This window comes from Micromonospora sp. WMMA1947, assembly GCF_027497355.1.
Classification (GTDB): domain Bacteria; phylum Actinomycetota; class Actinomycetes; order Mycobacteriales; family Micromonosporaceae; genus Micromonospora.
Map to the genome: position 1 here is coordinate 3,064,580 of NZ_CP114909.1, position 10,913 is coordinate 3,075,492.

The window sequence follows — 10,913 nt, forward strand, 5'->3', positions numbered from 1 at the left end:
GGGTGCCCTGACGGGCGCGACAGGAGTAACGTGGCGCCAGGTTGACGCGCCCGCAGTACGGCCCGCACGCTGCCCGCAGTGTGGGGGGTGCCGCACATCCCCGCGCGCCCCTGCTGATATTGTTCGCCACGTCATGGCCGATGACCCCCACTCCCACAAGTCCGACGAGCACTCGTCGGAGGGTGTGGCAGGCGCCGTCGTGGGTTACCTGCTCGCCGGCATTCTGGTGTGGGGTGGCCTCGGCTGGTTGGCGGAACGCTTCTTCGGTCTGCCAGCCGGCATCGGGGTCGCCGTCGGCATGATGCTCGGCGCGGCCGGGGCGATCTACCTGATCATGAAGAGGCTCAGTGCCTGAGTTCCGGCACACGCGGGTCTGTTGAGTGCGGAGGATGACACGGTGAGCGGACAGCTGGTCGTCGCCCAGGACCTTCCCTGGCCCCCCAGCGTCGGGGATTTCTACCCGCCGAACGTGGCCGGCCCCTGGGTCACCAAGTTCAGCATCATGATCTGGATCGCCGTCGCGCTGCTGATCATCTTCTTCGTGGCCGCGTACCGGAAGCCGAAGCTGGTGCCGGGCAAGGGCCAGTGGGCCGCCGAGGCGGTCTACGGGCTGGTCCGGGACAACATCGCCCGTGAGCAGATGGGCAACGCGGGCATCCGCTTCGCGCCCTACCTCACCGTGCTGTTCAGCTTCATCCTGCTGACCAACATCTTCAGCATCGTGCCCGGCCTGCAGATCTCGCCGAACTCGCACATCGCGTTCCCGATCGTGCTCGCCGCCATCTCGTACGTCATGTACAACTACGTCGGCGTCCGCAAGCACGGCCTCGGCAAGTACCTCAAGCAGAGCCTCATCCTGCCCGGCGTGCCGTGGCCGATGCACTTCCTGCTGATTCCGATCGAGTTCCTGCAGAACTTCGTCGTCCGGCCGGTCACCCTGGCACTGCGGCTCTTCGCCAACATGTTCGCCGGCCACCTGCTCCTGCTGGTCTTCACCGTCGGCGGCTTCGTGATGCTCGGGTCGAGCAGCGTCTTCGTCCAGGCGACCTCGGTCTTCTCCTTCGCGATGGCGATCGTGATGGCCTTCTTCGAGGCGCTGGTTGCGGTGCTGCAGGCATACGTCTTCGTCACGCTGAGCGCCAACTACATCGGCACGTCGCTGGCCGACGAGCACTGAGATCCGGCTCGGCGGGCACCCGGCCCGGCCAAGCATCTGGTACCGACCGCGTACACGTGAGCCCTCACGTGTGAACTAGGAGGAATACCCGCAATGAACGTTCTTGCCGAGATCGGTGGCAACGTCAACACCATCGGCTACGGCCTCGCCGCCATCGGCCCCGGTATCGGTGTGGCTCTGGTCTTCGCGGCCTACATCCAGTCGAGCGCTCGCCAGCCCGAGTCGGCCGGCTACAACCGCACCTGGCTGGTGCTGGGCTTCGCCCTGGTCGAGGCGCTGGCGCTGTTCGGCCTGGTGCTCGCCTTCGCCGTTAGCTGACGCGAGCTCTCCCGATCCGGAGGTCTGACATGTATCTCGCCGCCGAAGGCGCGCACAATCCGATCTTGCCGATCTGGCAGGAGATGGTCGTCGGAACGATCTCCTTCGCCCTGCTCGTCTTCGTCCTGCTGAAGTTCGTCATGCCCCGCATGGAGGCGATGTACCAGGCGCGGGTCGACGCGATCGAGGGTGGCATCAAGCGCGCCGAGGCGGCCCAGGCCGAGGCGAACAAGCTGCTCGAGCAGTACCGGGCCCAGCTCGCGGAGGCGCGTACCGACGCCGCCAAGATCCGCGACGACGCGCGGGCCGACGCCGACGGCATCCGCCAGGACATCCTCGCCAAGGCGCGTGAGGAGTCCGACCGGATCATCGCCGCCGGCAAGGAGCAGCTCGCCGCCGAGCGGGCCACCATCGTGCGCGAGCTGCGTACCGAGGTGGGCACCATCGCGGTGGACCTGGCCAGCAAGATCGTCGGTGAGTCGCTCGCCGACGAGGCGCGTCGCAAGGGCACCGTCGACCGGTTCCTGAGCGGTCTCGAGAGCACGGGGGCCCGCTGATGCAGGCCGCCAGCCGGGAGTCGTACCGGGCCGGGGCCGAGCGCCTCGACGCGTACGTCCGCGGCGCGGAGCCGTCGGCGGTGGCCTCCACCGCCGACGACATCCTCTCCGTCGCCGACCTGCTGCGGCGCGAGCCGCGGCTGCGCCGGGCGCTCTCCGACCCGGCCCGGGCCGGGTCGGACCGCTCCGGTCTGCTCGGTGACATGCTGCGCGGCCGGATCGGCGCGGAAGCGCTCGACCTGCTCGCGTCGCTGGTGTCCGGCCGCTGGTCGAACTCGTCCGAGCTGCTCGACGGCGTCGAGCGCCTCGGCGTGGAAGCGCTGCTCGCCAGCGCGGACCTGTCCGGAGACCTGGGCGAGGTGGAGGACGAGCTGTTCCGCTTCGGGCAGGTCGTCGGTGGTTCCGCCGAGCTGTCGAACGCGCTCTCCGACCCGATGGCCTCGGTCGAGCGGCGGGCCGAACTGGCCCGGCAGTTGCTCGCCGGCAAGGCCCAGCCGGTCACCGTCAGCCTCGTCGAGGCCGCGCTCGCCGGCTTCGGGGGACGCTCCTTCACCGGTGCGCTCACCCGGCTGGTCGAGCTGGCCGCCGACCGGCGGGACCGTCAGGTCGCGTACGTGACCGTGGCGTCCCCGCTGACCGAGGAGGAGGAACGACGCCTCGGTGCCCGCCTCTCGGAGATGTACGGTCGGGAGGTGTCCGTCAAGCAGACGGTCGACCCCGACGTGCTCGGGGGGGCACGCGTACGGGTCGGCTCCGACCTGTACGACGGCACCGTCCTGCGCCGCCTCAACGAGACCCGCAACGCGCTCGCGAAGCGCTGACCAGCGTCTTAGCAGCCCTGATTCGACGCCATCGGACCGGCCGGTACTAGGTATCCCGGGCCCTGAGATACTTAAGGAAGCAGAGGATGGCCGAGCTGACCATCTCGACGGAGGAGATCCGCGGCGCCCTGGAGCGCTACGTCTCCTCCTACACGGCCGACGTCTCCCGCGAGGAGGTCGGCACCGTCGCCGACGCCGGTGACGGCATCGCCCACGTCGAGGGCCTTCCCTCGACCATGACCAACGAACTCCTGGAGTTCGAGGACGGCACGCTCGGTGTGGCGCTGAACCTCGACGTCCGGGAGATCGGTGTCGTCGTCCTCGGTGACTTCGGCGGGATCGAAGAGGGTCAGCGCGTCAAGCGCACCGGCCGGGTGCTCTCGGTGCCGATCGGTGACGCGTTCCTCGGTCGCGTGGTCAACGCGCTCGGCGAGCCGATCGACGGCCTCGGTGACATCGCCAACGAGGGCTACCGCGAGCTGGAGCTCCAAGCCCCGAACGTGATGTCCCGCAAGTCGGTCGACGAGCCGCTGCAGACGGGCATCAAGGCCGTCGACGCGATGACCCCGATCGGCCGCGGCCAGCGCCAGCTGATCATCGGTGACCGGAAGACGGGCAAGACCACCGTCGCCCTGGACACCATCCTCAACCAGCGCGAGAACTGGCGCTCCGGCGACCCGAAGAAGCAGGTCCGCTGCATCTACGTCGCGATCGGCCAGAAGGCCTCCACCATCGCCTCCATCAAGGGGACGCTGGAGGAGGCGGGCGCGATGGAGTACACCACCATCGTCGCCTCCCCGGCCTCCGACCCGGCCGGCTTCAAGTACCTCGCCCCCTACACCGGCTCGTCCATCGGGCAGCACTGGATGTACGGCGGCAAGCACGTCCTGATCGTCTTCGACGACCTGAGCAAGCAGGCCGAGGCGTACCGCGCCGTGTCGCTGCTGCTGCGCCGCCCGCCGGGCCGCGAGGCCTACCCGGGTGACGTCTTCTACCTGCACTCGCGTCTGCTGGAGCGCTGCGCCAAGCTCTCCGACGAGCTGGGCGGCGGCTCGATGACCGGTCTGCCGATCATCGAGACCAAGGCGAACGACATCTCGGCGTTCATCCCGACCAACGTCATCTCCATCACCGACGGCCAGATCTTCCTGGAGACCGACCTGTTCAACCAGGGCGTCCGGCCGGCTATCAACGTCGGCACCTCGGTCTCCCGGGTCGGTGGCGCCGCGCAGGTGAAGCCGATGAAGAAGGTCGCCGGCTCGCTGCGGCTGAACCTGGCCCAGTTCCGCGAGCTGGAGGCGTTCGCCGCCTTCGCCTCCGACCTGGACCGGGCCTCCCGGGCCCAGCTGGACCGCGGTTCCCGCCTGGTCGAGCTGCTCAAGCAGCCGAACTACTCGCCGTACCCGGTGCAGGAGCAGGTCGTCTCCGTCTGGGCCGGCACCGAGGGCAAGCTGGACGACGTCCCGGTCGGCGAGGTCCGCCGCTTCGAGTCGGAGTTCCTGCAGTACCTGCGGCACAAGCACGAGGGCATCCTGGCCTCGATCGCGGACAACAAGTGGGGCGACGACATCATCGCCTCGCTCGACTCCGCGATCACCGAGTTCAAGCAGCTCTTCCTGGGCAAGGAGGACGAGGTCCGGGTCAACGACGCGCCGGCCAAGCCGCTGGAGGGCGAGCCGTCCCGCGAGACGGTGACCCGCTTCCGCGACGGCGCCACCGACCGCCCGGCCGAGAGCTGATCCGATGGCCGCCCAGGTACGCGTTCTCCGGCAGCGGATCCGTTCCGCCAAGGGGATGAAGAAGATCACCAAGGCGATGGAGCTCGTCGCGACGAGCCGCATCGCCAAGGCCCAGGCCAAGGTGGCGGCCTCGCTGCCGTACGCCGAGGCGATCACCGGCGTGCTGACGGCGCTGGCCTCGAACGCGCGGATCGACCACCCGCTGCTCACCCCGCGCGAGCGGGTGCGGCGGGCGGGCGTCCTGCTGGTGACGGCCGACCGGGGTCTGGCCGGTGGCTACAGCTCGAACGCGATCCGGACCGCCGAGTCGCTGATCGCCCGGCTGCGCGCCGACGGCAAGGAGCCGGTGCTCTACGTCATCGGCCGCAAGGGCGTGGCGTACTACCGGTTCCGCAGCCGGCAGATCGCCGGAAGCTGGACCGGCTTCTCCGAGCAGCCGACGTTCGCCGACGCCCGCGAGGTCGGTGACACGCTGATCAAGGCGTTCACCGCCGGCGCGGACGACGTGGACGGGGATGCCGGCGCCGACGGGATCCTCGGCGTGGACGAGCTGCACATCGTCTACACCGAGTTCAAGTCCCTGATGACGCAGAACCCGGTGACCCGGATCATCGGCCCGATGCAGGTCGAGGACCGGCCGCGGACCGAGGGCGCGCTGCCGGCGTACGAGTTCGAGCCGGAGCCGGAGTCGCTGCTCGACGCCCTGCTGCCGAAGTACATCAACACGCGGATCTTCGCGGCGTTGCTGGAGTCGGCGGCCAGCGAGTCGGCTGCCCGCCGGCGGGCGATGAAGAGCGCCACCGACAACGCCGAAGAGATGATCGAGAAGTACACGCGCGAGATGAACTCGGCCCGTCAGGCCGGGATCACCCAGGAGATCAGTGAGATCGTCGGCGGCGCGAACGCGCTGGCCGCGTCGGGAAGTGAAGTGTGATGACTGTATCCGCAGTTGAGACCAAGACGGCCACGGGTCGCGTGGTCCGGGTCATCGGCCCGGTCGTCGACGCCGAGTTCCCGCGCGACGCCATGCCGGAGCTGTTCAACGCCCTGCAGGTCGACGTGACCCTCTCCGGTGGTGAGAAGACGCTGACCCTGGAGGTCGCCCAGCACCTGGGCGACAACCTGGTCCGCGCCATCTCGATGCAGCCGACCGACGGTCTGGTTCGCGGTGCCGACGTGCGTGACACCGGGGCGCCGATCAGCGTGCCGGTGGGCGACGCGGTCAAGGGCCACGTGTTCAACGCGATCGGCGAGTGCCTCAACCTCACCGAGGGCGAGACGATCGAGGCCGACGACCGGTGGGGCATCCACCGCAAGGCCCCGGCCTTCGCGGACCTGGAGCCGAAGACCGAGATGCTGGAGACCGGCATCAAGGTCATCGACCTGCTCGCCCCGTACGTCAAGGGCGGCAAGATCGGCCTGTTCGGCGGCGCGGGCGTGGGCAAGACGGTGCTCATCCAGGAGATGATCACCCGTGTGGCCCGGAACTTCGGTGGTACCTCGGTCTTCGCCGGCGTGGGTGAGCGCACCCGCGAGGGCAACGACCTCATCGCCGAGATGACCGAGTCGGGCGTCATCGACAAGACCGCGCTGGTCTACGGCCAGATGGACGAGCCGCCGGGCACCCGCCTGCGGGTCGCGCTGTCCGCCCTGACCATGGCGGAGTACTTCCGTGACGTGAAGAAGCAGGAGGTACTGCTCTTCATCGACAACATCTTCCGCTTCACCCAGGCCGGTTCCGAGGTGTCCACGCTCCTCGGCCGGATGCCGAGCGCCGTGGGTTACCAGCCGACCCTGGCCGACGAGATGGGCGAGCTCCAGGAGCGGATCACCTCCGTCCGGGGCCAGGCCATCACCTCGATGCAGGCGATCTACGTGCCCGCCGACGACTACACCGACCCGGCGCCGGCCACCACGTTCGCCCACCTCGACGCGACCACCAACCTGGAGCGGTCGATCTCCGACAAGGGCATCTACCCGGCCGTGGACCCGCTGGCGTCCTCGTCCCGGATCCTCGCCCCGGAGTTCGTCGGCGAGGAGCACTTCGCCGTCGCCACCGAGGTGAAGCGGATCCTGCAGCGCTACAAGGACCTGCAGGACATCATCGCCATCCTCGGTATCGAGGAGCTCTCCGAGGAGGACAAGCTCACCGTCGGCCGCGCCCGCCGGATCGAGCGGTTCCTCTCGCAGAACACGTACGCGGCGGAGCAGTTCACCGGCGTGCCCGGCTCGACGGTCCCGATCGCCGAGACCATCGACGCCTTCCGCCGGATCAGCGAGGGGGAGTTCGACCACTTCCCGGAGCAGGCGTTCTTCATGTGTGGCGGCCTGGAGGACCTCAAGGCCAAGGCCAAGGAACTGATGGACGAGGAGGGCTGAGAGCCCGCTCACACCCACGGAGGCCGTCCCGGCGAAAGCCGGGGCGGCCTCCGCCTTTTCGGGCCGGTGCACTACCAGATGCCCGGTTCTCCAGCAAGCAGTTCGCCGAATCGCGCGGTACCGTTCCTGACACGACTTCACATCCCGGCCGTTGATCTCTGCAACCAAACGGACCCCCGCGCCCGTCTTCCTACCCGTGGGCGCGACGATTGGAGATGCTCGTGGGTGGTAAGGGCGGCGCGGATCGCGGGAAGCGGTCCATGTGGCGCGGCGTACCCCGGTGGGCCCGCGTCTGCACGATCCTGGGCATCGTCATGGTGGTGCTCAGCGGCTCCGTGCTGATCGGCTCCCGCGCCCTGGTCGCCCGCTACGAGGGATCGGTGGGCAAGGCCGACCTCTTCGGTGACCAGGCCGCCGGCGCCAACGAGAAGAAGAGCGACATCAAGGGCCCGCTCAACATCCTGCTCGTCGGCGTGGACCCCCGGACGTCGACCGCCCGCCCGCTGGCCGACTCGATCATGGTCCTGCACGTGCCCGCCACCATGGACCGCGGCTATCTCTTCTCGCTCCCGCGCGACCTGCGGGTCGACATCCCGGCCTTCCCCAAGGCCGACTACGCGGGCGCCAACGACCGGCTCAACGCGGCCATGTCGCACGGCAGCAACGTGCCGGGGCAGAACCCCAGCACCGCACAGGGCTTCGAGCTGCTCGCCCTGACCGTGCAGAAGGTCACCGGCATCAAGCGCTTCGACGCCGGGGCGATCATCAACTTCAGCGGGTTCAAGAAGATCGTCGACGCCATGGGCGGTGTCGACATGTACATCGAGCGGGAGGTGCGCTCCGAGCACCTCCAGCCGGACGGCACCCCGCGCCAGCTCCGGCCCGGCGGCGGGGGCTACCTCGGCCCGCAGGCGGTGTACAAGAAGGGCAACGCCCACCTCAAGGGCTGGCAGGCGCTGGACTACGTCCGGCAGCGCTACCCGAAGAACGGCGTACCGGACGGCGACTACGGCCGGCAGCGGCACCAGCAGCAGTTCGTCAAGGCGATGGCGAGCCAGGCGTTCAGCGCCGACGTGGTGACCAACCCCGTCAAGCTGGACCGGGTGCTGCGCGCGGCCGGCAAGTCGCTGGTCTTCAACGGGCGCGGCAACAGCGTGGTGGACTTCGGGCTGGCCCTCAAGGACATCCGTCCCGACGCGATCGAGACGATCAAGCTGCCGGGTGGGGGGATCGGCACCGGCAGCAACTACCGGGGTGAGCAACTGCTCGAACCGGCGGAGGACTTCTTCACCGCCCTGCGTACCGAACAGCTCGACGCTTTCCTGTTGGAGCACCCCGACTTCGTGCAGAAGACCAAGTAGCCTGAGCGGGTGCGGGGCCGTGGTGGTCCGGCTCTCACCACCCGCGTTGGGTGGGCTGCGGGGGCGCGACTAGACTTTCGGCAATCCGCCGCCGCAGCAAGGAGACAGCGTGGCACAGCAGCTTCACGTCGAGCTCGTAGCCGTCGAGGAGAAGGTCTGGACCGGCGAGGCCGAGATGGTCGTCGCCCGGACGACCGAGGGTGAGCTCGGTGTGCTGCCGGGGCACGCGCCTCTGCTCGGCCAGCTCGCCGAACCCAGCCAGGTACGCATCAAGCAGGCCGGCGGCCAGCAGATCGCGTACGACGTGGCCGGCGGCTTCCTGTCGGTGACCGGTGAGGGCGTCACGGTCCTCGCCGAGAGCGCAACCCCCGCCACCCCGGCCCGCTGAGCCGACCCGCCGATGGAGATCGTCGAAGGGATCGGAATCGGCGTCGCGATCGTCGGCGTCGCGCTTCTGATCCTCTTCATCCGGCGGGCCCTGTTCATGCGTAGCGGTGGCATCATCCGGCTGAGCGTCCGGGTCAACACGATCCTCGACGGTCGTGGCTGGTCACCCGGGTTCGGTCGCTTCGTGGGCGACGAACTCCGCTGGTACCGCATGTTCAGCTTCGCGCTGCGCCCCAAGCGGGTGCTCTCCCGCAAGGGGCTGGCGGTCGAACGCCGCCGCCTGCCCGAGGGGCAGGAGCGCATGTCCATGCCGGCCGAGTGGGTGATCCTGCGCTGTACCAGCCACCACGCGCCGATCGAGATCGCGATGGCGCGATCCACGGTCACCGGATTCCTGTCCTGGCTCGAGGCCGCCCCACCCGGGGCGGTCTCGCCGCGTCTGGCCTCCCAGGACTGGCCCGCCGCCTGACCCCCACCCTCCCCGCCGCCCCTCCCCGCTTCACCGGGGCCGTGCCGGGGCACCTCCGCTGACGCCGCACCCCTCCCCGGCGTCACCCGCGATCTTGCACTTGGAGCCCTGGCAAACCTCGTAAACGGGACGCCCGGAGGGCTCGAACTGCAAGATCGCGCGCCCAGTCGTACGAGCGCCCGGCGGCGTCGCGCTCCTCGCACCGAGCCGGCCCCGCTCGGGCCGACCTCGCTCGGGCGGGCCCCCTCTCGGGCCCGCCCCGCCCTGCGTCACTCCCGCCCCAGGCCAGCTCTGACCGGCCGGCCCAGCCTGGGTCGGGTCGATCATGAACTTGGCGGCATGTGGTGTCCGGTTTGTCGCCGCTAACCTCATGATCGACGGCCCGGGGGCGGGTGGTGGTGCCATCCGTGCACGCGAGCCCGCCGCACGCGCCCTCCGCCGCCTCGGCGACCGAGCCAGCCGTAGATCTTGATACGAAACGGCCCCCATGAGGGCACTTTCGTACCAAGATCTACGGCTGTTCCTGGAATGCGGACATGTGTCTCAAGTGATGGGAGACGCACTGGCGGAGGGCTCCGAGGTGCTCTGAGGTCGGGAGGTCGGGGGTGGGAGGCCGGGGGTGCCGGGCAGCTTTGCCGGTTCGGCGTGTGGGTGTGGTGCCGGGGCCGGGCGTGTGGGCGTGCGTGTCCGGTTCGGGGGTGGTGGGCGGCACTCTGACGGCGGAATCGTCGGGGGTGGGTGGCGTTGTAACCGGGTGAACGACCGAGCACCGGCCGCGCCGTCGAGTGAGGTGGTGCCGGCTGTGGGACCAGACCCCAGGGTCCGACGGCCTGAGTCACGCGGGGAATCATCCCGGCCGGCTGGTCGTTGAACACGGTTCCGACGACGTCAACCCCTCGCACCGCACCCCCGGTGGTGGTGTGAGGCGCCCGGGAATGATGCCGGGTGGCCGGTCGTTGGACATGCTTCCGGCGCCGCGTAGAGGCCCCCGCCCCCGCGAGCAGCCGAAACCCCAAGACTTCTTTGAGCGCCTGACGGTGCCCACGCATCCCCCCGGGTGCGTTGACCCCCGAATGGAGCACATGTGATGAACACGATTCTGCGTAAGAGCGTTCTGGGTATTGCTGGTCTGGCTTTCACCGGTGGCGTGTTCGCCGGTCCGGTCGCCGCCCACGCCGCGGACACCACCGCGCACGCGAAGCCGGTCACGGCGACGGTGCAGGGTGACAAGCTGATCCCGCACGGCGTGCAGGGCGCCCAGTCGCGCATCGAGCTGAACGACGAGCAGACCGCGAACGTGAAGGCGATCATCGCGGCGACGAAGAAGGCCGGCATGGACGAGCGTGCCGCGGTGGTGTCGATCGCGACGGCGTTGCAGGAGTCGAAGCTGGAGAACCTGGGTCACCTGGGTGACCGTAACGACCACGACTCGCAGGGCCTGTTCCAGCAGCGTCCGTCGAGCGGGTGGGGCACGGTGGAGCAGATCACCGATCCCGAGTACTCCACGACGGCGTTCCTGAAGGGTCTGAAGCAGGTCGACGGTTGGAAGGACATGCCGCTGACCAAGGCCGCCCAGACGGTGCAGGTGTCCGCTTACCCGGACCACTACGCCCAGTGGGAGCAGCAGGCCGCCGACCTGGTCGCCGAGCACTGGAACAAGTAAGACGAACAACTAAGAACGCAGCGAAAGGCCGGCACCCCGAAC

12 protein-coding genes are annotated in these 10,913 nt (G+C 69.1%); all 12 read left to right on the forward strand.

Features of this window, described 5'->3' with window-relative positions; genetic code table 11:
- Positions 1–133: 133 nt before the first annotated feature.
- The 12 genes from O7604_RS14700 (at position 134) to O7604_RS14755 (ending at position 10,871) form a co-directional block, all read left to right on the forward strand.
- On the forward strand, positions 134–355 hold the full coding sequence (locus O7604_RS14700) for a hypothetical protein (protein ID WP_269704359.1): 222 nt from the start codon (positions 134–136) through the stop codon (positions 353–355).
- A 42-nt stretch (positions 356–397) separates the two neighbouring features.
- On the forward strand, positions 398–1,177 hold the full coding sequence (atpB, locus tag O7604_RS14705) for a F0F1 ATP synthase subunit A (RefSeq protein ID WP_030504732.1): 780 nt from the start codon (positions 398–400) through the stop codon (positions 1,175–1,177).
- A 93-nt stretch (positions 1,178–1,270) separates the two neighbouring features.
- The gene (gene atpE / locus O7604_RS14710; protein WP_018789141.1) at positions 1,271–1,495 is read left to right on the forward strand and encodes an ATP synthase F0 subunit C; all 225 of its coding nucleotides are present in this window, start codon (positions 1,271–1,273) and stop codon (positions 1,493–1,495) included.
- Between the two features lie 29 nt (positions 1,496–1,524).
- On the forward strand, positions 1,525–2,052 hold the full coding sequence (locus O7604_RS14715) for a F0F1 ATP synthase subunit B (protein ID WP_030504731.1): 528 nt from the start codon (positions 1,525–1,527) through the stop codon (positions 2,050–2,052).
- Positions 2,052–2,873 (forward strand): F0F1 ATP synthase subunit delta, encoded by an 822-nt coding sequence (locus O7604_RS14720; protein WP_281579884.1) that lies wholly within the window; start codon positions 2,052–2,054, stop codon positions 2,871–2,873. Before O7604_RS14715 ends, O7604_RS14720 begins: the two co-directional genes overlap by 1 nt.
- 86 nt (positions 2,874–2,959) lie before the next feature.
- Positions 2,960–4,612 carry a F0F1 ATP synthase subunit alpha gene (gene atpA, locus O7604_RS14725; protein ID WP_269704361.1) on the forward strand — a complete coding sequence of 551 codons (1,653 nt, stop codon included), beginning with the start codon at positions 2,960–2,962 and terminating at the stop codon, positions 4,610–4,612.
- Between the two features lie 4 nt (positions 4,613–4,616).
- Entirely contained in the window at positions 4,617–5,546 is a 930-nt protein-coding gene (locus tag O7604_RS14730) for a F0F1 ATP synthase subunit gamma (protein WP_030504728.1), read from the forward strand.
- On the forward strand, positions 5,546–6,991 hold the full coding sequence (gene atpD / locus O7604_RS14735) for a F0F1 ATP synthase subunit beta (protein WP_269704363.1): 1,446 nt from the start codon (positions 5,546–5,548) through the stop codon (positions 6,989–6,991). The genes O7604_RS14730 and atpD overlap by 1 nt, the downstream gene beginning before the upstream one ends.
- Positions 6,992–7,206: 215 nt before the next feature.
- Positions 7,207–8,352 (forward strand): LCP family protein, encoded by a 1,146-nt coding sequence (locus O7604_RS14740; protein WP_269704364.1) that lies wholly within the window; start codon positions 7,207–7,209, stop codon positions 8,350–8,352.
- Positions 8,353–8,461: 109 nt separating this feature from the next.
- Positions 8,462–8,740, forward strand: a complete 279-nt coding sequence (locus O7604_RS14745; protein ID WP_013288251.1) for a F0F1 ATP synthase subunit epsilon — start codon at positions 8,462–8,464, stop codon at positions 8,738–8,740.
- Positions 8,741–8,752: 12 nt separating this feature from the next.
- Positions 8,753–9,208 carry a DUF2550 domain-containing protein gene (locus O7604_RS14750; RefSeq protein WP_281579885.1) on the forward strand — a complete coding sequence of 152 codons (456 nt, stop codon included), beginning with the start codon at positions 8,753–8,755 and terminating at the stop codon, positions 9,206–9,208.
- Positions 9,209–10,295: 1,087 nt separating this feature from the next.
- Positions 10,296–10,871 (forward strand): hypothetical protein, encoded by a 576-nt coding sequence (locus tag O7604_RS14755; protein ID WP_281579886.1) that lies wholly within the window; start codon positions 10,296–10,298, stop codon positions 10,869–10,871.
- Positions 10,872–10,913: the final 42 nt, after the last annotated feature.

Bases quoted from the DNA above. Each gene is read 5' to 3' on its own strand.
- O7604_RS14700 (WP_269704359.1), top strand. From the start codon at position 134: ATGGCCGATGACCCCCACTCCCACAAGTCCGACGAGCACTCGTCGGAG.
- atpE (WP_018789141.1), top strand. From the start codon at position 1,271: ATGAACGTTCTTGCCGAGATCGGTGGCAACGTCAACACCATCGGCTAC.
- O7604_RS14715 (WP_030504731.1), top strand. From the start codon at position 1,525: ATGTATCTCGCCGCCGAAGGCGCGCACAATCCGATCTTGCCGATCTGG.
- O7604_RS14720 (WP_281579884.1), top strand. From the start codon at position 2,052: ATGCAGGCCGCCAGCCGGGAGTCGTACCGGGCCGGGGCCGAGCGCCTC.
- atpA (WP_269704361.1), top strand. From the start codon at position 2,960: ATGGCCGAGCTGACCATCTCGACGGAGGAGATCCGCGGCGCCCTGGAG.
- O7604_RS14730 (WP_030504728.1), top strand. From the start codon at position 4,617: ATGGCCGCCCAGGTACGCGTTCTCCGGCAGCGGATCCGTTCCGCCAAG.
- atpD (WP_269704363.1), top strand. From the start codon at position 5,546: ATGACTGTATCCGCAGTTGAGACCAAGACGGCCACGGGTCGCGTGGTC.
- O7604_RS14740 (WP_269704364.1), top strand. From the start codon at position 7,207: ATGCTCGTGGGTGGTAAGGGCGGCGCGGATCGCGGGAAGCGGTCCATG.
- O7604_RS14750 (WP_281579885.1), top strand. From the start codon at position 8,753: ATGGAGATCGTCGAAGGGATCGGAATCGGCGTCGCGATCGTCGGCGTC.
- O7604_RS14755 (WP_281579886.1), top strand. From the start codon at position 10,296: ATGAACACGATTCTGCGTAAGAGCGTTCTGGGTATTGCTGGTCTGGCT.